This window comes from Streptomyces albireticuli (genome assembly GCF_002192455.1).
GTDB classification, from domain to species: Bacteria; Actinomycetota; Actinomycetes; order Streptomycetales; family Streptomycetaceae; genus Streptomyces; species Streptomyces albireticuli_B.
This window is the reverse complement of the sequence record NZ_CP021744.1, coordinates 5,913,144-5,933,268: the sequence shown is the minus strand read 5'-3', so window position 1 is coordinate 5,933,268 and position 20,125 is coordinate 5,913,144. Positions and strand designations below refer to the sequence as shown.

Below are 20,125 nucleotides of genomic sequence, written 5' to 3'. Positions count from 1 at the left end.
CGCGGTCGTCATCGCGGCGCGGGCCGCGGTCGTCGCGACGGTCGTCGCGGCGGAAGCCGCCACGCTCGTCGTCGCGACGCGGGGCGCGGTCGTCACGGCGGTCGTCACGACGGAAGGAGGGGCGCTCGTCGCGACGGTCGTCACGACGGAAGCCACCGCGGTCGTCCTCGCGGCGGGGCGCGCGGTCGTCACGGCGGAAACCACCGCGGTCGTCACGACGGTCATCGCGGCGGAAGCCACCGCGGTCGTCGTCACGGCGCGGGGCACGGTCGTCACGGGGGAAGGAAGGACGCTCGTCGCGGCGGAAACCGCCACGCTCGTCGTCGCGACGCGGGGCACGGTCGTCACGGCGGTCGTCACGACGGAAGGACGGACGGTCGTCGCGACGGTCGTCACGGCGGAAGCCGCCACGGTCGTCGTCGCGGCGGGGGCCGCCGTAGCCGCCACCGGCCGGACGGCCACCGCGGTCGTCACGGCGCTCGAAACCACCCGGACGGCCACCACGGTCGTCATCACGACGCGGACCACGGTCATCACGACGGTCGTCACGACGGAAGGACGGACGGTCGTCACGGCGGAAGCCACCGCGGTCGTCATCACGGCGCGGGCCGCCGTAGCCACCGCCGGCCGGACGGCCACCGCGGTCGTCGTCACGGCGGGGGGCACGGTCGTCGCGGCGGAAACCACCGCGGTCGTCGCGACGGTCGTCACGGCGGAAGCCGCCACGCTCGTCGTCGCGACGGGGGCCGCCGTAGCCGCCACCGGCCGGACGGCCACCGCGGTCGTCACGGCGCTCGAAACCACCCGGACGGCCACCACGGTCGTCATCACGACGCGGACCACGGTCATCACGACGGTCATCGCGGCGGAAGCCGCCGCGGTCGTCGTCACGGCGCGGGCCGCCGTAGCCGCCACCGGCCGGGCGACCGCCGCGGTCGTCACGGCGCTCGAAACCACCCGGACGGCCACCACGGTCATTGTCACGGCGCTGGCCGTAGCCACCGCCGGCGGGACGGCCGCCACGGTCGTCGTCGCGGCGCGGGCCACGGGGACGGTCGCCACCACGGTCGTCACGGTCGTCGCGGCGGAAGGCCGGACGGTCGTCGCGACGGAAGCCGCCACGCGAGTCGTCGCGGCGCGGCCCGCGAGGGCCTCCGCGGCGCTCGCCGCCCGATCGATCGTCGGGAGAGTTGGTGGACATCGAGGTGACTCCTGTCTTCGGGTACCGCAGTCATTCTCGCGCAACCGGCTGACCGGCGCGCTTCGGAAAAAAACAAGCAGAAATACAAAAAGGACCCCTGGTCCCAGCGTGAACGCTGGGACCAGGGGTCCTTGAAAGATTGTTCGGCGGCGTCCTACTCTCCCACACGGTCCCCCATGCAGTACCATCGGCGCTGAAAGGCTTAGCTTCCGGGTTCGGAATGTAACCGGGCGTTTCCCTAACGCTATGACCACCGAAACCCTATCGGGTTCTAGCGAACAAGCACACTCTTCAATTAAGTAGTGAAACTGGTTCAACCGGTGCGACTGTTCGCAACCCGGGAACCACACAGTGGACGCGAGCAACTGAGGACAAGCCCTCGGCCTATTAGTACCAGTCAGCTCCAACCGTTACCGGTCTTCCACACCTGGCCTATCAACCCAGTCGTCTACTGGGAGCCTTACCCTCTCAAAGGAGGAGGGAGTCCTCATCTCGAAGCAGGCTTCCCGCTTAGATGCTTTCAGCGGTTATCCTTTCCGAACGTAGCCAACCAGCCATGCCCTTGGCAGGACAACTGGCACACCAGAGGTTCGTCCGTCCCGGTCCTCTCGTACTAGGGACAGCCCTTCTCAAGACTCCTACGCGCACAGCGGATAGGGACCGAACTGTCTCACGACGTTCTAAACCCAGCTCGCGTACCGCTTTAATGGGCGAACAGCCCAACCCTTGGGACCGACTCCAGCCCCAGGATGCGACGAGCCGACATCGAGGTGCCAAACCATCCCGTCGATATGGACTCTTGGGGAAGATCAGCCTGTTATCCCCGGGGTACCTTTTATCCGTTGAGCGACGGCGCTTCCACAAGCCACCGCCGGATCACTAGTCCCGACTTTCGTCCCTGCTCGACCCGTCGGTCTCACAGTCAAGCTCCCTTGTGCACTTACACTCAACACCTGATTGCCAACCAGGCTGAGGGAACCTTTGGGCGCCTCCGTTACTCTTTAGGAGGCAACCGCCCCAGTTAAACTACCCACCAGACACTGTCCCTGATCCGGATCACGGACCCAGGTTAGACATCCAGCACGACCAGAGTGGTATTTCAACGACGACTCCACACACACTGGCGTGCATGCTTCACAGTCTCCCACCTATCCTACACAAGCCGAACCGAACACCAATATCAAGCTATAGTAAAGGTCCCGGGGTCTTTCCGTCCTGCTGCGCGAAACGAGCATCTTTACTCGTAGTGCAATTTCACCGGGCCTATGGTTGAGACAGTCGAGAAGTCGTTACGCCATTCGTGCAGGTCGGAACTTACCCGACAAGGAATTTCGCTACCTTAGGATGGTTATAGTTACCACCGCCGTTTACTGGCGCTTAAGTTCTCAGCTTCGCCTGGACGAATCCAAGCTAACCGGTCCCCTTAACGTTCCAGCACCGGGCAGGCGTCAGTCCGTATACATCGCCTTACGGCTTCGCACGGACCTGTGTTTTTAGTAAACAGTCGCTTCTCGCTGGTCTCTGCGGCCACACCCAGCTCAGGAAGTAAATTCCATCACCGGACATGGCCCCCCTTCTCCCGAAGTTACGGGGGCATTTTGCCGAGTTCCTTAACCATAGTTCACCCGAACGCCTCGGTATTCTCTACCTGACCACCTGAGTCGGTTTAGGGTACGGGCCGCCATGAAACTCGCTAGAGGCTTTTCTCGACAGCATAGGATCATCCACTTCACCACAATCGGCTCGGCATCAGGTCTCAGGCTTCATGCTGTCCGGATTTGCCTAGACAGCGCCCTACACCCTTACCCCGGGACAACCACCGCCCGGGCTGGACTACCTTCCTGCGTCACCCCATCGCTTACCTACTACAAGTCTGGTTCGTCGGCTCCACCACTCCCCTCAACTCCGAAGAGATCGGGGCGGCTTCACGGACTTAGCATCGCCTGATTCGATATTGGGCGTTTCAAAGCGGGTACCGGAATATCAACCGGTTGTCCATCGACTACGCCTGTCGGCCTCGCCTTAGGTCCCGACTTACCCTGGGCAGATCAGCTTGACCCAGGAACCCTTAGTCAATCGGCGCACACGTTTCCCACGTGTGTATCGCTACTCATGCCTGCATTCTCACTCGTGAACCGTCCACAACTCGCTTCCGCGGCTGCTTCACCCGGCACACGACGCTCCCCTACCCATCCCAGCCCCCGTTGGGGGTATGTGCTGGAATGACACGACTTCGGCGGTACGCTTGAGCCCCGCTACATTGTCGGCGCGGAATCACTTGACCAGTGAGCTATTACGCACTCTTTCAAGGGTGGCTGCTTCTAAGCCAACCTCCTGGTTGTCTCTGCGACTCCACATCCTTTCCCACTTAGCGTACGCTTAGGGGCCTTAGTCGATGCTCTGGGCTGTTTCCCTCTCGACCATGGAGCTTATCCCCCACAGTCTCACTGCCGCGCTCTCACTTACCGGCATTCGGAGTTTGGCTAAGGTCAGTAACCCGGTAGGGCCCATCGCCTATCCAGTGCTCTACCTCCGGCAAGAAACACACGACGCTGCACCTAAATGCATTTCGGGGAGAACCAGCTATCACGGAGTTTGATTGGCCTTTCACCCCTAACCACAGGTCATCCCCCAGGTTTTCAACCCTGGTGGGTTCGGTCCTCCACGAAGTCTTACCTCCGCTTCAACCTGCCCATGGCTAGATCACTCCGCTTCGGGTCTTGGGCGCGCTACTCAATCGCCCTATTCGGACTCGCTTTCGCTACGGCTTCCCCACACGGGTTAACCTCGCAACACACCGCAAACTCGCAGGCTCATTCTTCAAAAGGCACGCAGTCACGACGCACCGAGCAAGCTCGATGCGCGACGCTCCCACGGCTTGTAGGCACACGGTTTCAGGTACTATTTCACTCCGCTCCCGCGGTACTTTTCACCATTCCCTCACGGTACTATCCGCTATCGGTCACCAGGGAATATTTAGGCTTAACGGGTGGTCCCGCCAGATTCACACGGGATTTCTCGGGCCCCGTGCTACTTGGGTGTCTCTTAAACGAGCCGTTGATGTTTCAGCTACGGGGGTCTTACCCTCTACGCCGGACCTTTCGCATGTCCTTCGCCTACACCAACGGTTTCTGACTCGTCTCACAGCCGGCAGACTGTGAAAAAGAGATCCCACAACCCCGCATGCGCAACCCCTGCCGGGTATCACACGCATACGGTTTGGCCTCATCCGGTTTCGCTCGCCACTACTCCCGGAATCACGGTTGTTTTCTCTTCCTGCGGGTACTGAGATGTTTCACTTCCCCGCGTTCCCTCCACACTGCCTATGTGTTCAGCAGCGGGTGACAGCCCATGACGACTGCCGGGTTTCCCCATTCGGACACCCCCGGATCAAAGCTTGGTTGACAGCTCCCCGGGGCCTATCGTGGCCTCCCACGTCCTTCATCGGTTCCTGGTGCCAAGGCATCCACCGTGCGCCCTTAAAAACTTGGCCACAGATGCTCGCGTCCACTGTGCAGTTCTCAAGCAACGACCAGCCACCCATCACCCCCACCTTGCAGTGGAGTTCACCGGGGCCGGCGTGAGAAGGTTCAGACCGAAGTCCGTACCCTCAGACACCCAACAGCGTGCCCGGCCCGACCCAGATGAAATTCACGTTCCACGCCGAAGCAGTACTAGTGATCCCACCGGATCGTGCCGAATAGTCAACGTTCCACCCATGAGCAACCGTGCGAGTCATTCGCTCGCAGTCGGCTATATGCTCCTTAGAAAGGAGGTGATCCAGCCGCACCTTCCGGTACGGCTACCTTGTTACGACTTCGTCCCAATCGCCAGTCCCACCTTCGACGGCTCCCTCCACAAGGGTTGGGCCACCGGCTTCGGGTGTTACCGACTTTCGTGACGTGACGGGCGGTGTGTACAAGGCCCGGGAACGTATTCACCGCAGCAATGCTGATCTGCGATTACTAGCAACTCCAACTTCATGGGGTCGAGTTGCAGACCCCAATCCGAACTGAGACCGGCTTTTTGAGATTCGCTCCACCTCACGGTATCGCAGCTCATTGTACCGGCCATTGTAGCACGTGTGCAGCCCAAGACATAAGGGGCATGATGACTTGACGTCGTCCCCACCTTCCTCCGAGTTGACCCCGGCAGTCTCCTGTGAGTCCCCATCACCCCGAAGGGCATGCTGGCAACACAGAACAAGGGTTGCGCTCGTTGCGGGACTTAACCCAACATCTCACGACACGAGCTGACGACAGCCATGCACCACCTGTATACCGACCACAAGGGGGCGACCATCTCTGGCCGTTTCCGGTATATGTCAAGCCTTGGTAAGGTTCTTCGCGTTGCGTCGAATTAAGCCACATGCTCCGCTGCTTGTGCGGGCCCCCGTCAATTCCTTTGAGTTTTAGCCTTGCGGCCGTACTCCCCAGGCGGGGAACTTAATGCGTTAGCTGCGGCACCGACGACGTGGAATGTCGCCAACACCTAGTTCCCAACGTTTACGGCGTGGACTACCAGGGTATCTAATCCTGTTCGCTCCCCACGCTTTCGCTCCTCAGCGTCAGTAATGGCCCAGAGATCCGCCTTCGCCACCGGTGTTCCTCCTGATATCTGCGCATTTCACCGCTACACCAGGAATTCCGATCTCCCCTACCACACTCTAGCCTGCCCGTATCGAATGCAGACCCGGGGTTAAGCCCCGGGCTTTCACATCCGACGCAACAAGCCGCCTACGAGCTCTTTACGCCCAATAATTCCGGACAACGCTTGCGCCCTACGTATTACCGCGGCTGCTGGCACGTAGTTAGCCGGCGCTTCTTCTGCAGGTACCGTCACTTTCGCTTCTTCCCTGCTGAAAGAGGTTTACAACCCGAAGGCCGTCATCCCTCACGCGGCGTCGCTGCATCAGGCTTTCGCCCATTGTGCAATATTCCCCACTGCTGCCTCCCGTAGGAGTCTGGGCCGTGTCTCAGTCCCAGTGTGGCCGGTCGCCCTCTCAGGCCGGCTACCCGTCGTCGCCTTGGTAGGCCATCACCCCACCAACAAGCTGATAGGCCGCGGGCTCATCCTGCACCGCCGGAGCTTTCAACCCACCGAGATGCCTCGGCAGGTATTATCCGGTATTAGACCCCGTTTCCAGGGCTTGTCCCAGAGTGCAGGGCAGATTGCCCACGTGTTACTCACCCGTTCGCCACTAATCCACCCCGAAGGGCTTCATCGTTCGACTTGCATGTGTTAAGCACGCCGCCAGCGTTCGTCCTGAGCCAGGATCAAACTCTCCGTGAATGTTTACTCGGCCAGTAAATTAATACAGCCGGTGCACACACACGAGAGCGGCACAACCGGACGGAATAAGTCCAGTCGTGCACAGCGTCCTCGCTGTGTTGTTGCCTGCCAGCCCCGAAAGGCTCACAGGACTTTTCAAAGGAACCGCGTCCCGACCAAACGGTCGAGGACGGGGTATTTTATAGTCTGGCGTTGACTTTTGGCACGCTGTTGAGTTCTCAAGGAACGGACGCTTCCTTTGTACTCACCCTCTCGGGCTTTCCTCCGGGCGCTTCCTTTCGGTATTTCGTGTTCCGACTCTATCAGATCCTTTTCCGTGCCGTTTCCGGCTGGAATTTTGTTTCCGATCCCCTGTCGGCGGGGTGTTCACTACTTTAGCGGCTTTCCCTGTCGGCTCCTAATCGAGCCGATCGGCGCCATATTTCGGCACAGCGAAATATGACCCCGGTCAGGGGCGACCTCGTAGTAGTGAGAGTGCCGCCCTCTCGGATCGCGCACACAGCGCGTCCGTCTCAAGCGGCTCGGGCTACGTTAGGTCTTCCGCGCTCAGGAGTCAAGCACCGTCCTGCCCGCCTTCGCGCCCCGGTGGCGCGGTACATGGGCCCGGTACGGGCTGACCGTGGGATCCCCGTCCGCCCAGAAGCGCCACGGGTGCGTCGCTCCCTCGCCTCCTACCCCCGTGCGCGGGCCGCTACGCACCCGGTCCGGGTGAACCGGGTGGCCGCTGAGCACCCCGAGCGGGGCGTCCGGGCCGGCGCAGATGTCGACGCCGTTGAGGCCCCGGTCCACATCGAGGGCCGTGGCCAGGCGGGCAGGCCCCTGGGCCAGCTCGCGGTCCTTACGTGCCTTGGGGCGGCGTGCCCAGGCGAGATCCGCTCCCTTGATGACCTCTCCCGCGCGCAGCAGCACTCCGCTGGCCGTGCCTTCCGGGCCGCATACGAGATTCAGGCTGAACCACATGCCGTAGATGAAGTAGACATAGGCGTGGCCGGGCGGTCCGAACATCGCGGCGTTCCGCTCGGTCCGGCCCCGGTAGGCATGCGATCCGGGGTCGGCCTGGCCCGCGTAGGCCTCCACCTCCGTGATGCGGAGCTCGATCGGCCCGTCCGGGCCCGTGCGGACCAGGGTGCGGCCCAGCAGATCCGGGGCGACCTCCAGGACGGGACGGTCGAAGAAGTGCCGGGCGATTGGCATACGGTCAGGCGCGGCGATCATGCCGATCGAGCGTAATCGAGTGTGGGAAGGGTCCGCCACGCGGACCCGGGGAGGAAGAGGAAGCATGGGTTTCAAGAAACTGCTGGCGAGCCTCGGCGCCGGAGGCGCTTCCGTCGAGACGGTGCTCTTCGAGGAGAACGTCGTCCCCGGCAGCGTCGTCCAGGGTGAGGTGCGGATCCAGGGCGGATCGGTCGCGCAGCAGATCCAGGGGCTCTCCGTCGGGCTCCAGGCGCGGGTCGAGGTCGAGGGCGGCGAGGAGGAGTACAAGCAGGACGTCGAGTTCACGCGCGTACAGCTGGGCGGTGCCTTCGAGGTGCGGGCCGGGGCGGTGCACACGGTGCCGTTCGGGCTGGAGATCCCGTGGGAGACGCCGATCACCACCTTCCTGGGCCGGCACCTCACCGGTATGAACGTCGGGGTGACCACGGAGCTCGCGATCGCGCGCGCGGTGGACTCCGGCGACCTCGATCCGGTGAACGTGCACCCGCTGCCGGCGCAGCAGGCCATCCTCGACGCCTTCGGTCAGCTGGGCTTCGGCTTCAAGGCCGCCGACCTGGAGAAGGGGCACATCCGTGGCACGCGGCAGCGGCTGCCCTTCTACCAGGAGATCGAGTTCCACGCGCCGTCGCAGTACCGCGGGCTGAACGAGGTCGAGCTGTCCTTCGTCGCGGACGACCGCGAGATGGACGTCGTGCTGGAGATGGACAAGAAGCCGGGGCTGTTCACCGAGGGCAGCGACACGTACCGGTCCTTCACGGTCGACCTGCACGCTTACGGCCAGACGGACTGGGCCGCCTACCTCAACCAGTGGCTCGCCGAGGTCGGCGGCCGTCGCAACTGGCTCTGACGGGCCGGGGCCGCCGCGGGCCGTGCCCCGGCCCGCGGTGGCTCAGCCGAGCAGCACGGCCAGGGGCGACTCGGCGTCGGCCCAGTGGTCGACGGCGTCGCCGAAGATCGCCTCGGCCGTGCGGGCGTCCTTCGGGGCCGCCTTGCGGAAGGTGTCCCAGTCCTCCGTGACCAGCAGATAGCCGCGGGCCTTGCCCTCCTCCCGCCACCACGAGAGGTCGGTGAGGCAGTCGGCGAGGGCGTCCCAGTTGCGCCCGAACCACTCGGGGAACTCCAGGTCGGTCGCGCACCTGTCGAGGAAGGCCCTCTTGGTCGTCACCCCGCCGAGGTGCAGCGCGGCCGACCGCCATTCGGCCTCGGCGGCGAGAGCCGTGACGCGGGCGGCCGTGTCGGCCGGGGGCAGCCGGTAGATGCCGGGCGGGGTGGTGCCGAGAAGGAGCCCGGTGAGTCCGGGCGCGGGCAGCAGGCCGGTCATGGTTGTACCACCGCTTCGAAGGTCTCGTAGTGATCACCGGTGTAGTAGCGCTCGGCGTGTGTGCCGGTGATGATGCGCCGGGCGCCGCGGTTGCGGGCTCCGGGGGTGGGGACGGTGTATTCGCGGTAGTAGCCGCGGGTCTGCTTCGGCAGCCGGTTCTCGTAGTTGCCGAAGACGGTGCCGTCCTTCTCGTAGGGGAACGGTCCTCCCTTGTCGATGAGGTCGAGGGTCTTGCGGGCCTCGGCGGGCAGCCGGTCCCGGGAGACGGTCTTCATGCCCTTGGCCCAGGAGGGGACGGGCGTGGCGGCGGCCGAGGTGGATCCGCCGCCGCCCTTCTTCCCGTCGGAGGAGCACGCGGGCAGGAGGAGCAGGGGGAGGGCGGCGAGGAGGACGGTCAGCGCGCGCAGGGTGCGGCCGGCCGGTCGTCGTCCGAATGGTCCAAGCAGTCGAAGCACATTTCGTATCGTCTCAGCCCGGGCCGCCCGTGCCTGGTTAGGCTGGCGCTTTCACTGTTCCGCGGGTAGTTCCGCGTATTCCAGGAGGCGTCGAGGTGTCCGAGCAGAAGCGTCCGCCGCTCCCCCATGATTTCCACCCGCCGGTGCCGTCGTTCACGGTGGTGAGCGAGGACCTGACGGAGGGTGGGAAGCTCGCCGGCGCCCAGGTGTTCGCCGAGGGCAATGTCTCGCCGCAGCTGCGCTGGGAGGGCTTCCCGGCGGAGACGAAGAGCTTCGCCGTCACATGCTTCGACCCGGACGCCCCGACCGGCAGCGGCTTCTGGCACTGGGTGCTCTTCGACATCCCCGCTTCGGTGACGGAGCTGCCGGCCGGTGCCGGGTCGGGCGGCATGAAGGGGCTGCCCGAGGGCGCGGTGCACGTGCGCAACGACTACGGCACGCGGGACTTCGGCGGCGCGGCGCCGCCGCCCGGGGACGGCCCGCACCGCTACGTGTTCACGGTGTACGCGGTGGATCAGGAGAAGCTGGGCCCGGACGAGTCCGCCTCGCCGGCGGTCGTGGGCTTCAACCTGCGGTTCCACTCCCTGGGCCGGGCCCAGCTGATCGGTGAGTACGAGGTGCCGGCCGCGGGCTGAGGCCCGCGGAGCGAGGCGGGCGACCGGAAAATCCGTTGCGCCCCGCCGCCCCGGATCGCAGAGTGGTGCATGGCTGACGGCTCCGCATGGCCGTCGGGCAGTGGGCACCGCAGTGGCGGGGGCGGCGGGGCGTTTTCGCGCTCCGGCCGCCTGCCGGAGCCGGGTGTTGGGCCGGGTGGCCGCGTCCGCTGCCGTACGCTCCGGGCCCGTGCGTCACCACGGGGGAAGGGCCCGGAGCGTCGCCCCCGTTCGCCCTGCGGGCGCTTTCCCGCCGCGGCTCCCGTCCTTCGGCCTCACCGCCTCCTCATCCTCTTTCAACTTCCTTTCCTTTCAAGGAAATTGCGTTGTTTCCGGCCGTGCCCGAAGGCACAGTTGAGCCACTTCGCCGCTGGGGCGGGGACGGTCCGGGAGGTGGACGGCATGCGGGACACGCTGGTTCTCAACGCGAGCTTCGAGCCGCTGGCGACGGTGTCGCTGCGACGGGCGGTGGTGCTCGTGCTCCAGGGCAAGGCCGTCGTCGAGCGGGCCCGGCCGGAGCTCCGGGTGCGGGGCGCGACGGTCGAAGTGCCGGTGCCCCAGGTGATCAGGCTCTGCCGGTACGTACGGGTGCCGTTCCGAAGACGGGCCCCCTGGTCCCGGCGAGGCGTGCTCGTACGGGACCGGCACCGCTGCGCGTACTGCGGGCGGCGCGCGACGACGGTGGACCACGTGGTGCCGCGCTCGCGTGGGGGCGAGGACAGCTGGCTGAACACGGTGGCGGCGTGCGCGGAGGACAACCACCGGAAGGCGGACCGGACGCCCGAGCAGGCGGGGATGCGGATGCTGGCGCTGCCGTTCGAGCCGTCTCCGGGGGATGCGATGGTGCTGGCGGTGGGGTTGTCGGGGCGGGAGGAGCTTTTCCTCGCCCCGCCCCTTCCCGTGCCCGGGGGCTGACGTCCCCGGGCCCCCTTTCCGCGCTGACGCGCGGTGTCCTCGATCGTCGGCCGGGCTGATTCCCGGCCCGGCCGGCGATGAGGAAACAACCGGCTACTTCAGCAGCATCTGTGTGATGGCCACGGCCCCCACCGCCACGATGACCCCCCGTAGCGCCACCGGCGGCAGCCCGCGTCCCACCTTCGCGCCTATCTGGCCGCCCAGCGCGGAGCCGGCGGCGATGAGCAGGACCGCCGTCCAGTCGAAGTCCGCGACGAAGAGGAAGAACACCGCGGCGACGCCGTTGACGACGAGCGCGAGGACGTTCTTGATGCCGTTGACGCGCTGGAGGTCCTCGTCGAGCAGCAGGCCCATGAGGGCGAGGTAGAGGACGCCCTGGGCCGCGCCGAAGTAGCCGCCGTACGCGCTCGCGAGGAGCAGGCCGAGGAGCAGGGCGAGGCCGCCGTCGGTCGGGGCGGCTGCCGTGCCGCGGCGTTCGCGGCGCCGGGCGAGGGCCTTGGCGAGGGTCGGCTGGAGGACGACCAGGACGAGCGCGAGGCCGATGAGGACGGGCACGATCGCGTCGAAGGCCTCCGACGGGAGCGCCAGGAGCAGGATCGCTCCGGCGAGGCCGCCCACGAGCGCGGTGCCTCCCAGGCGTACGAGGCGGCCGCGCTGGCCCCGGAGCTCACGGCGGTAGCCGATGGCTCCGCTGATGTTGCCGGTGACGAGGCCGAGGGTGTTGGAGACGTTGGCGGTGACCGGCGGCAGGCCGATCGCGAGGAGCACCGGGAAGGTGAAGAGGGTGCCCGATCCGACGATGGTGTTGATGGTGCCCGCGCCGATGCCGGCGGCGAAGACCGCGAGTGCTTCCCAGATGGACAAGGCCATCTCCTTCATGGTCAGGGTGTCGCCTCCCCGCCGTGGAAGGTCGGGGGGCCACGCTGATCATGCAGGAGAGGGGGCGCTCGTCAGTCGATGGGGGGTGCCTCCCGGCGGGGCGACTCCTTGGCCGGCCGGGCGTCGGAGCTGTTCGGGCGCGGCGGGCCCATGGGGCCGAAGTTGCCGACGGCACCGCTGAGGCCCTTGAGGGCGTCGCCGATCTCGCTGGGAACGATCCAGAGCTTGTTGGCGTCACCCTCGGCGATCTTCGGCAGCATCTGGAGGTACTGGTAGGAGAGCAGCTTCTCGTCGGGGTCACCGGCGTGGATGGACTCGAAGACCGTGCGGATGGCCTGGGCCTCGCCCTCGGCGCGCAGGGCGGCGGCCCGGGCCTCGCCCTCGGCGCGCAGGATCGCGGACTGCTTCTCGCCCTCGGCCGTGAGGATCTGCGACTGGCGGATGCCCTCGGCGGTGAGGATGGCGGCGCGCTTGTCACGGTCGGCGCGCATCTGCTTCTCCATCGAGTCCTGGATGGAGGTGGGCGGCTCGATGGCCTTGAGCTCGACGCGGTTGACGCGGATGCCCCACTTGCCGGTGGCCTCGTCGAGGACGCCGCGCAGGGCGGCGTTGATCTCCTCGCGGGAGGTGAGGGTCCGCTCCAGGTCCATGCCACCGATGATGTTGCGCAGGGTGGTGACAGTGAGCTGCTCGATGGCCTGGATGAAGCTGGAGACCTCGTAGGTGGCGGCCCGGGCGTCGGTCACCTGGTAGTAGATGACGGTGTCGATGTTGACGACCAGGTTGTCCTGGGTGATCACCGGCTGCGGCGGGAACGGCACGACCTGCTCACGGAGGTCGATGCGGTTGCGGATGGAGTCGATGAAGGGGACGACGATGTTCAGTCCGGCGTTGAGCGTCCGGGTGTACCTGCCGAAGCGCTCGACGATCGCGGCGCTGGCCTGTGGGATGACCTGCACCGTCTTCATCAGGGCGATGAAGACGAGCACCACCAAGATGATCAGGACGATGATGATCGGTTCCATCGTGGCTCCCCGCGCCTGTTGTGGTTGATCGAATTCCTGAGTCTTTCAGAACACGCCGTCGCCGTGCAGGCTTTGGGGCAGATGGCGCTCCGTGCGACGGGCGGTCACATGACGACCGCCGTCGCGCCGTCGATCTCGACGACGTCCACCTGCTGGCCGGGGTCGAAGCTGCGCTCGGTGTCGAGGGAGCGCGCCGACCAGATCTCGCCGCCGATCTTGACGCGGCCGCCCTGGCCGTCGACCCGCTCCAGCACGACGGCCTGCCGGCCGCGGATCGCGTCCACCCCGGTGGCCAGCTCCGGGCGCCGGTCGCGGTGGCGGTTGGCGATGGGCCGCACGACGGCGATGAGGGCGACCGAGACGACGGCGAAGACGATGAACTGCGCCACCGCCCCACCGCCGAGGGCCGAGGTGACGGCGGCGGCGACGGCGCCTGCCGCGAGCATCCCGAACTCGGGCATCGCGGTGACGACCAGCGGGATGCCCAGTCCGACGGCGGCCACGAGCCACCACACCCAAGTGTCCACGTGTTCATGGTAGGGGCGGTGGCCGTGGCCGGACAGTGCGCGCGGCGCGCCGGGCGGGCGCGCGGGGTCAGGACAGGGGCAGACCCTGGGCGGTGAAGCGGTCGCCGCGCCGCTCGACGACCAGGGGGAGGCCGAAGCAGTGCGAGAGGTTGCGGGAGGTGAGCTCGAGCTCGACGGGGCCGGCCGCGAGCACCTTGCCCTGACGGATCATCAGCACGTGGGTGAAGCCGGCCGGGATCTCCTCGACATGGTGGGTGACCATGAGCATGGAGGGCGCGAGGGGGTCGCGGGCGAGCCGGCCGAGGCGGCGGACGAGGTCCTCGCGGCCGCCCAGGTCGAGGCCGGCGGCGGGCTCGTCGAGGAGCAGCAGCTCGGGGTCGGTCATCATCGCGCGGGCGATGAGGGTGCGCTTGCGCTCGCCCTCGGAGAGGGTGCCGAACTTCCGGTCCAGGTACTCCGTCATGCCGAGCACGTCGAGGAAGGCGCGGGCGCGCTGCTCGTCGACCTCCTCGTAGTCCTCGCGCCAGGTGGCCGTCATGCCGTAGGCGGCGGTGAGGACGGTCTGGAGGACGGTCTGGTTGCGCGGCAGCTTGTCGGCGAGGGCGATGCCCGCGACGCCGATCCGGGGGCGGAGCTCGAAGACGTCCACCGCGCCGAGCTTCTCGCCCAGGACCTTGACGGTGCCCGTGGTCGGGAAGAGGTAGCTGGAGGCGACATTCAGAAGAGTGGTCTTACCGGCGCCGTTGGGGCCGAGGACGACCCAGCGCTCCCCTTCCTTGACCGACCAGGAGACCTGGTCCACCAGAGCCCGGCCCTCGCGGACCACGGATACGTCCACCAGTTCCAGCACTTCGCTCATGAGCGCGTTGTCTCCCATTGCAGTGTCGTCGTCGCTTGCGCCTGTAGGCGAAGCCCCCTAGGGAAAACCTACGCCACCGGTTGTCGGCACCAGTCCTTAGGCTGGTGCCCATGCTGGATGAACACCGCTCAGGGCGGCTCACCGCATGGGGAAATGCCCTCATTGCCGGATTTGCCTCACCCGATGACGTAGCCCATCACATCAAGGGTGACGACGCCGCGCACCGCGTCACCGGCCTGCCCGGCGAGTCCGGTCCCGTCGGCCTCACGCTGGCGCTCGGCCGCCTCCGCGCCCTCGGGGCGACCGGTCTGCGGCTCGCGCTTCCGGTCCCCGGCCACCTGCTGGGGCTGACCGGCCCGCCGGAGTTCAACGCGCGTGCGCTGGAGGCCGAGGAGGCGGTCGTCGCCACCGGGGCCGCGCTCGGGCTCGTGCCGGAGGTGTACGAGGCGGGGCCCGAGGGCGATGTGCACGTCGAGGTGGAGTGGCACTGCATGGCCGTGCGGGACGCGCCGCCGGCCGACGTGCCCTCGCTGGGCGAGGCCGAGCGGGAGCTCGCCGAGGCGCTCCGGGAGGCGACCGAGGTGCTCACCCGGCTGGACGTGGCCGGCTCGGGGCCCGTGGCGCAGGCCGCCCTGGAGGCCTACCGGGCGCGGGCGGAGGCCGGGCGCGAGGTGCTGGCCCCGGGCTATCCGCCGCGCGCGGTGCGGGTGCTGGAGCTGGCGCAGCGGGTGGGCGCGCTGATCTCGATCGCCTACGCCCCGGGGGGCCACGAGGGCCGGGAGCACGGCGGCGCCGTGAGCGCGTCGGAGATGGCCGCCCGGGCCCATGCGCTGCGCCCGGTGGAGCGGACGGCCCGGCGGGCGCAGGTGGCCGCGTACAACGCCATGGTGGAGGAGCGGGAGCGCGGCTCGCGCTGACCGAAGCGGGGAAGGCCCCGCGGACCGGGGTCCGCGGGGCCTTCGCCGTACCGCGTGTACGTCGTGCGCGTCGGCCCGGAGGATCAGGCGTTGACGCAGGTGTTGCCGAAGGTCGGGTTGAGGAGCCCGATGAGGATGTCGATGGTGTTGCCGCAGACATTCAGCGGGACCTGGACCGGGACCTGGATGACGTTGCCGGAGACGACACCGGGCGAGCCCTTGGCGACACCGTGGGCGATGGCACCCTTGTGACGAGGGCCGTCGTCGTTGGCGGTCGCGGCGCTGACAGAGGCACCGGCGGCCAGGCCGGACACGGCCATGACGACGGCGGCCTTCTTGACACTGTTCATGAGGGTCTTCCTTCTGCTGATGTCCTTGACGACCCCAGCCGCGGGGTCGCGTAGTGATGAACGCCAGCGCACCGCCGATGGCACGGCCATCGGCGGTGTTTGCCCTCTTTCGGACGATTGATCGCCCTCGTCTGCCCGGCTACGTGGTGTCGGAGCCAGGCAGACCGGCTGCAACTGCTGGGCAGCCCCGCGGAGCGGGGGAGCGGTTGCTTAGTTGTTGACGCAGTGGTTGCCGACGGCCGGGTTGAACAGGCCGACCACGTTGATGGTGTTGCCGCACACGTTCACCGGGACCTTGACGGGCACCTGGATGACGTTGCCGGAGACGACGCCCGGGGAGTTCTGGGCGTGGCCGTCGGCCTGGGCGTGGGCGGAGGCCGCACCGGCGCCCGCGAGGGCGAGACCGCCGGCGGCGATCGTGACAGCAGCGGCCTTCTTCATGTTCTTCACTCTTCTTGTGACCTTCCTGGAGTTGCCACGGCCAGCCGCCGCGGTACGCCATGGAAAACGGGTCACGTTCGGTCAGGTTGCGGGGCCAGGTCGATCGCCACACGACCGTATGAATCTCTGATAGGAAGACGACATTCCGCTACGGCCGGGATCATGCTCCGATCCCATGTCGCACGGCCCACAGGGCCGCCTGCGTGCGGTCGGCGAGGTCCAGCTTCATCAGGATGTTCGAGACGTGGGTCTTGACAGTCTTCTCGGACAGCACGAGCGCCCTCGCGATCTCCCGGTTGGACCGCCCGTCCGCGATCAGGGCGAGCACCTCGCGCTCCCGCTCCGTGAGGGCGTTGCCCCGCCCGGTGCCGCCGCCCGCCTCGTCCTGGGACAGCAGGGCACCGGCCACCTCGGGCTGGAGCAGGACGTGCCCGGCGTGCACGGACCGGATCGCGCCGGCCAGGGCGTCCGGGTCGACGTCCTTGTAGACGTAGCCGGCCGCGCCCGCGCGCAGGGCGGGGATCACGGTCCGCTGCTCCGTGAAGCTGGTGACGACCAGCACCCGGGCCGGGTTCGCCAGCTCGCGGAGCTTGCGCAGCGCCTCGATGCCGTCGGTGCCCGGCATCTTCACGTCCATGAGGACGACGTCGGGGCGCAGCTCCTCGGCCCGCTGGACGCCCTCCGCGCCGTCCGCGGCCTCCCCCACGACCTCGATGTCGTCCTGGACCTCCAGAAAGGTGCGCAGCCCTCTGCGGACCACCTGGTGGTCGTCCACCAGCACCACCCTGATGACTCCGTCAGCCACCGGGGACCTCCATCTCGATCGTGGTGCCCTTCCCGGGCTCCGAGGTAACGGTCAGACCGCCGCCGACGCCACCGGCGCGGTCCCGCATGGAGACGAGCCCGAGGTGGCGGCCCGCCCGGCGGACGGCGGAGGGGTCGAAACCGCACCCGTCGTCCGTCACGCGCAGCACGACGCCCTGGCACCCCTTGCCCGCCTTGTCCGCCTTGCCTGCCTTGCCGGTCTTTCCGGTCCCGCCGGCATCGGCCGTCCTGCCGCCCTTACGGTCGGTGGCGTCCCCTCCGGAGCGGTGGAGGGTGACGGTGACCCGCTCGGCCCCGGAGTGCCGCAGGGCGTTGTGCAGGGCCTCCTGGGCGACCCGCAGGAGCGCCTCCTCCTGGGCCGCCGGCAGCGCCCGTACGCCCGGGGAGTCGAAGGTGACGTGGGCGGCGTGCGCCCGGTCCAGGACCTGGATCTGGGTCCGCAGGGTGGCGACGAGCCCGTCCTCGTCCAGGCCCGCCGGGCGCAGCTCCACGACGGCGGCGCGGAGCTCGTCGGCGGCCTCGGCGGCGAGCCGCCCCACCTCGTGCAGCTCCTCCTTGGCGCGGGCCGGGTCGCGGTCGACGAGCGCGGTGGCGGCCTGGGCGGTGAGCCGGAGGGAGAAGAGCTTCTGGGCCACGGCGTCGTGCAGCTCGTGGGCGAGGCGGGCGCGCTCCCCCGCGATGGTCAGCTCGCGGCTGCGCTCGTAGAGCCGGGCGTTGGTGAGGGCTATGGCGGCGTGCTGGGCGAGCACGCGCAGGAGTTCCTCGTCCTCCGCGGTGAAGCCGCAGCCGGGCTTGGCCGCCGGGTCCCTGCCCTTGCCCTTCTTGTTGGCGAGGAAGAGCGCGCCGAGGATCTCCTCCCCGTCCGCGACCGGCATGCCGATGAAGTCGTGCATCGGCGGGTGCGCGGCGGGCCAGCCGCCGAAGCGGGGGTCCTTGCTGACGTCGGCGAGGCGCTGCGGGGTGGCGTCCTGGATCATCGCGGCGAGGATGCCGTGCTGGCGGGGCAGCGGTCCGATGGCCTTCCACTGCGCCTCGCTGACGCCGTCGACGACGAACTGGGCGAAGCCGCCGTGGTCGTCGGGGACGCCGAGGGCCGCGTACTCGGCGTCGAGCAGCTCCCGGGCGGAGACGACGATCGTCTTGAGTACGTCGCGCACCTGGAGGTGCCGGCTCATGGCGAGGAGCGCGGTGCTCACGGCGGTCAGGCCGGAGCGTGGGCCATTGGTCATGGCTTCACGGTACCGAGGTGAGGGAAGGGGCGTATCGGACCGGCGGCGGCAGGCACCTAGGGCGCGCGGCCTAGGCCGTACGGCCCGGCGGGGGCTCCGGGTGGGCTCACGGGAGCCCACGGCCGGGCCGCCGGGGAGGAAGGGCGACGAGTTCCCGCATGTGGCCCCCACAGGCGCCGGCCGGCGGCCAGACTCGGAACATGTCTATACCAACGACACAGTGGACACCGACCCACGGCGATCCCTACCGGCCGGTTCCCTATCGCCCCGAGCGGATGCCGGCCGCCGAGTCGCTCGCCCGCGCGGCGGAGCTCCGGGAGCGGATGGACCGGCGCCGGACCGTCCGGCAGTTCTCGGCCGACCCGGTGCCGGAGCAGGTGGTGCGCGACGCGATCGCGTGCGCGGCCACCGCTCCGTCGGGGGCGCACCAGCAGCCGTGGACGTTCGCCCTGGTGCGGGACCCGGAGGTGCGGCGGCGGATCCGGGAGGCGGCGGAGGCCGAGGAGCGCCTCTCCTACGAGGGGCGGCTGGGCGAGGAGTGGCTGGCGGCGCTGCGGCCGCTGGGCACGGACGAGGTCAAGCCGCACCTGACGGACGCGCCCGCGCTGATCGTGGTCTTCCAGCAGCGCTACTGGCTGGGCGAGGCCGGTGACAAGCGCAAGCACTACTACGTGGACGAGTCGGTCGGCATCGCGGTGGGGATGCTGCTGTCGGCGCTGCACCTGTCGGGGCTGGCGGCGCTGGTGCACACCCCGAGTCCCATGCGCTTCCTGTCGGAGGTGCTGGGGCGGCCGGCGAACGAGAAGGCCTTCGCGGTGATCCCGGTGGGGTACCCGGCGGCGGACTGCCAGGTGCCCGATCTGGTCCGCAAGAGCCTGGACCAGGTACTGGTCGAGATCTGAGCAAACGATCACATACGCAAAGCGCAAGCGCCGTCACACCGGGTGAGACCCTCGGGCCCCCGGTGTGACGCCGGGCATAGGACCCAGGTCACCTACGACCTCGGCTAGTGGATGTGTAAGGCCTCCGTAAGCGGGTAGCAGGCCCGTTTCCACCCTCTTCCGCGGGTTCTCCGCAGGCCCCTCCGCAACGATGCCGGGTAGTACTCAGCTTCTTTGCCAGAGCTTTTTGCTGCCGCTAAGAATTGCGACGTCGCAGGGCGCCGTCGATCGAGACGCGGCGTCTTTTTTCGCGCCGATCCGGGCCACTGCGACTCAAGCGATCGGAAGAGGTTCAGCTCAGCATGCGCTCCCCCATCTCTGGCTATAGCCGCCTTACCAAGGTCCACAAGTTCTCCGCCGCCGGCATCGCCGCCGCGGGCGTCGCGGCACTGACGTTCGCCGCCCTGCCCGGTTCCGCGGACGCCGAGACGCAGTCCATCGCCGTGAAGCCGGTCGCCTGGAGCTCCGCCGACCTGGGTGTGCAGGGCCAGCAGGAGCAGCTCGGCAAGCAGTCCGACAACGCCGCCAAGCTGGCGAAGGCGGAGGCCGAGGCCAAGCAGCGCGCCGAGGCGAAGGCCAAGGCCGACAAGGAGCGGGCCGACAAGGAGGCCGCGAGCCGTTCCGAGGAGCGCAAGCCGGTCCAGGCCGCGCCCGCCGCCCCCGCGAAGCCGGTCTACGCGGACAACCTGGACGGCTGGATCCGCGAGGCCCTGGACGTCATGAAGGCCAAGGGCATCCCCGGCTCGTACGAGGGCATCAAGCGCAACATCATGCGCGAGTCGACCGGCAACCCCCGGGCGATCAACAACTGGGACTCCAACGCCGCCAAGGGCATCCCCTCCAAGGGCCTGCTCCAGGTGATCGACCCGACCTTCAAGGCGTACCACGTCGAGGGCACGTCCTGGGACATCTACGACCCGGTCGCCAACATCACCGCCGCGTGCAACTACGCGTGGAAGGTCTACGGCTCGATGGACAACGTGAACTCCGCCTACTAGGCCGAGGGAACGCACAGCCGCGTAGAACGCCGAAGGGCGGCACCCGGATCGGGTGCCGCCCTTCGGCGTTCTACGCGCGCGG

General features: G+C 67.8%; 17 protein-coding genes, 3 rRNA genes and 1 pseudogene. 6 read left to right on the top strand and 15 right to left on the bottom strand.

Features of this window, described 5'->3' with window-relative positions:
* Positions 1-232: 232 nt before the first annotated feature.
* From SMD11_RS35975 to SMD11_RS25690, 5 genes and pseudogenes are all read right to left on the bottom strand, one after another.
* Positions 233-1,201 (bottom strand): annotated as a pseudogene (locus SMD11_RS35975) (hypothetical protein); the annotation flags it as partial.
* Positions 1,202-1,342: 141 nt separating this feature from the next.
* Positions 1,343-1,459, bottom strand: a 5S ribosomal RNA gene (gene rrf, locus SMD11_RS25705).
* A gap of 109 nt (positions 1,460-1,568) precedes the next feature.
* Positions 1,569-4,694 (bottom strand): 23S ribosomal RNA (locus SMD11_RS25700).
* A 275-nt stretch (positions 4,695-4,969) separates the two neighbouring features.
* Positions 4,970-6,493: ribosomal RNA gene (locus SMD11_RS25695) — 16S ribosomal RNA — on the bottom strand.
* The 16S, 23S and 5S rRNA genes sit together here, the layout of an rRNA operon.
* A gap of 546 nt (positions 6,494-7,039) precedes the next feature.
* A complete protein-coding gene (locus SMD11_RS25690) occupies positions 7,040-7,708 on the bottom strand; it encodes a DNA-3-methyladenine glycosylase (RefSeq protein ID WP_087928698.1) in 669 nt (222 codons plus the stop codon).
* A 64-nt stretch (positions 7,709-7,772) separates the two neighbouring features.
* Here SMD11_RS25690 and SMD11_RS25685 point away from each other — a divergent pair, with 64 nt between their 5' ends.
* Positions 7,773-8,555 (top strand): sporulation protein, encoded by a 783-nt coding sequence (locus tag SMD11_RS25685; RefSeq protein ID WP_087928697.1) that lies wholly within the window; start codon positions 7,773-7,775, stop codon positions 8,553-8,555.
* Between the two features lie 42 nt (positions 8,556-8,597).
* Here SMD11_RS25685 and SMD11_RS25680 read toward each other — a convergent pair whose 3' ends face one another.
* Both SMD11_RS25680 and SMD11_RS25675 read right to left on the bottom strand, forming a co-directional pair.
* Complete coding sequence (locus SMD11_RS25680; RefSeq protein WP_087928696.1) at positions 8,598-9,029, bottom strand: barstar family protein; 432 nt, start codon at positions 9,027-9,029, stop codon at positions 8,598-8,600.
* Positions 9,026-9,484 carry a ribonuclease domain-containing protein gene (locus SMD11_RS25675; protein ID WP_418952480.1) on the bottom strand — a complete coding sequence of 153 codons (459 nt, stop codon included), beginning with the start codon at positions 9,482-9,484 and terminating at the stop codon, positions 9,026-9,028. The genes SMD11_RS25680 and SMD11_RS25675 overlap by 4 nt, the downstream gene beginning before the upstream one ends.
* A gap of 95 nt (positions 9,485-9,579) precedes the next feature.
* On the opposite strand from SMD11_RS25675, the gene SMD11_RS25670 reads away from it, so the two are divergent.
* Together SMD11_RS25670 and SMD11_RS25665 are read left to right on the top strand one after the other, a co-directional pair.
* Positions 9,580-10,119: a YbhB/YbcL family Raf kinase inhibitor-like protein gene (locus tag SMD11_RS25670; RefSeq protein ID WP_087928695.1), complete on the top strand. Its 540-nt coding sequence runs from the start codon at positions 9,580-9,582 to the stop codon at positions 10,117-10,119.
* Positions 10,120-10,539: 420 nt separating this feature from the next.
* The gene (locus SMD11_RS25665) at positions 10,540-11,052 is read left to right on the top strand and encodes an HNH endonuclease (protein ID WP_087930731.1); all 513 of its coding nucleotides are present in this window, start codon (positions 10,540-10,542) and stop codon (positions 11,050-11,052) included.
* 93 nt (positions 11,053-11,145) lie between these two features.
* On the opposite strand, the gene SMD11_RS25660 is transcribed toward SMD11_RS25665, so the two are convergent.
* From SMD11_RS25660 to SMD11_RS25645, 4 genes are all read right to left on the bottom strand, one after another.
* Positions 11,146-11,916 carry a sulfite exporter TauE/SafE family protein gene (locus tag SMD11_RS25660; protein WP_087930730.1) on the bottom strand — a complete coding sequence of 257 codons (771 nt, stop codon included), beginning with the start codon at positions 11,914-11,916 and terminating at the stop codon, positions 11,146-11,148.
* Positions 11,917-12,002: 86 nt separating this feature from the next.
* The gene (locus SMD11_RS25655) at positions 12,003-12,956 is read right to left on the bottom strand and encodes an SPFH domain-containing protein (protein ID WP_087928694.1); all 954 of its coding nucleotides are present in this window, start codon (positions 12,954-12,956) and stop codon (positions 12,003-12,005) included.
* A gap of 104 nt (positions 12,957-13,060) precedes the next feature.
* The gene (locus SMD11_RS25650; RefSeq protein WP_087928693.1) at positions 13,061-13,483 is read right to left on the bottom strand and encodes an NfeD family protein; all 423 of its coding nucleotides are present in this window, start codon (positions 13,481-13,483) and stop codon (positions 13,061-13,063) included.
* 67 nt (positions 13,484-13,550) lie between these two features.
* Positions 13,551-14,342, bottom strand: coding sequence for an ABC transporter ATP-binding protein (locus SMD11_RS25645; RefSeq protein ID WP_087930729.1), 792 nt, complete (start codon positions 14,340-14,342; stop codon positions 13,551-13,553).
* A gap of 110 nt (positions 14,343-14,452) precedes the next feature.
* Here SMD11_RS25645 and SMD11_RS25640 point away from each other — a divergent pair, with 110 nt between their 5' ends.
* Positions 14,453-15,259 (top strand): hypothetical protein, encoded by an 807-nt coding sequence (locus SMD11_RS25640; RefSeq protein WP_087928692.1) that lies wholly within the window; start codon positions 14,453-14,455, stop codon positions 15,257-15,259.
* Positions 15,260-15,342: 83 nt separating this feature from the next.
* Here SMD11_RS25640 and SMD11_RS25635 read toward each other — a convergent pair whose 3' ends face one another.
* The 4 genes from SMD11_RS25635 to SMD11_RS25620 all read right to left on the bottom strand — a co-directional run bounded on the left by SMD11_RS25635 (position 15,343) and on the right by SMD11_RS25620 (position 18,104).
* On the bottom strand, positions 15,343-15,609 hold the full coding sequence (locus tag SMD11_RS25635; RefSeq protein WP_087928691.1) for a chaplin: 267 nt from the start codon (positions 15,607-15,609) through the stop codon (positions 15,343-15,345).
* A gap of 210 nt (positions 15,610-15,819) precedes the next feature.
* Positions 15,820-16,059: a chaplin gene (locus tag SMD11_RS25630; RefSeq protein ID WP_087928690.1), complete on the bottom strand. Its 240-nt coding sequence runs from the start codon at positions 16,057-16,059 to the stop codon at positions 15,820-15,822.
* A gap of 151 nt (positions 16,060-16,210) precedes the next feature.
* Positions 16,211-16,855 carry a response regulator gene (locus SMD11_RS25625; protein ID WP_087928689.1) on the bottom strand — a complete coding sequence of 215 codons (645 nt, stop codon included), beginning with the start codon at positions 16,853-16,855 and terminating at the stop codon, positions 16,211-16,213.
* Positions 16,848-18,104 (bottom strand): GAF domain-containing sensor histidine kinase, encoded by a 1,257-nt coding sequence (locus tag SMD11_RS25620; protein ID WP_087928688.1) that lies wholly within the window; start codon positions 18,102-18,104, stop codon positions 16,848-16,850. The genes SMD11_RS25625 and SMD11_RS25620 overlap by 8 nt, the downstream gene beginning before the upstream one ends.
* A gap of 200 nt (positions 18,105-18,304) precedes the next feature.
* Here SMD11_RS25620 and SMD11_RS25615 point away from each other — a divergent pair, with 200 nt between their 5' ends.
* Positions 18,305-19,006: a nitroreductase family protein gene (locus SMD11_RS25615; protein ID WP_087928687.1), complete on the top strand. Its 702-nt coding sequence runs from the start codon at positions 18,305-18,307 to the stop codon at positions 19,004-19,006.
* 341 nt (positions 19,007-19,347) lie between these two features.
* Positions 19,348-20,043 carry a transglycosylase SLT domain-containing protein gene (locus tag SMD11_RS25610; RefSeq protein ID WP_087928686.1) on the top strand — a complete coding sequence of 232 codons (696 nt, stop codon included), beginning with the start codon at positions 19,348-19,350 and terminating at the stop codon, positions 20,041-20,043.
* Positions 20,044-20,125: the final 82 nt, after the last annotated feature.

Coding starts and splice junctions, on each gene's coding strand:
- SMD11_RS25690 (WP_087928698.1), bottom strand. CDS start 7,708: ATGATCGCCGCGCCTGACCGTATGCCAATCGCCCGGCACTTCTTCGAC.
- SMD11_RS25685 (WP_087928697.1), top strand. CDS start 7,773: ATGGGTTTCAAGAAACTGCTGGCGAGCCTCGGCGCCGGAGGCGCTTCC.
- SMD11_RS25680 (WP_087928696.1), bottom strand. CDS start 9,029: ATGACCGGCCTGCTGCCCGCGCCCGGACTCACCGGGCTCCTTCTCGGC.
- SMD11_RS25665 (WP_087930731.1), top strand. CDS start 10,540: ATGCGGGACACGCTGGTTCTCAACGCGAGCTTCGAGCCGCTGGCGACG.
- SMD11_RS25655 (WP_087928694.1), bottom strand. CDS start 12,956: ATGGAACCGATCATCATCGTCCTGATCATCTTGGTGGTGCTCGTCTTC.
- SMD11_RS25645 (WP_087930729.1), bottom strand. CDS start 14,342: ATGAGCGAAGTGCTGGAACTGGTGGACGTATCCGTGGTCCGCGAGGGC.
- SMD11_RS25640 (WP_087928692.1), top strand. CDS start 14,453: ATGCTGGATGAACACCGCTCAGGGCGGCTCACCGCATGGGGAAATGCC.
- SMD11_RS25635 (WP_087928691.1), bottom strand. CDS start 15,609: ATGAACAGTGTCAAGAAGGCCGCCGTCGTCATGGCCGTGTCCGGCCTG.
- SMD11_RS25620 (WP_087928688.1), bottom strand. CDS start 18,104: ATGACCAATGGCCCACGCTCCGGCCTGACCGCCGTGAGCACCGCGCTC.
- SMD11_RS25615 (WP_087928687.1), top strand. CDS start 18,305: ATGTCTATACCAACGACACAGTGGACACCGACCCACGGCGATCCCTAC.
- SMD11_RS25610 (WP_087928686.1), top strand. CDS start 19,348: ATGCGCTCCCCCATCTCTGGCTATAGCCGCCTTACCAAGGTCCACAAG.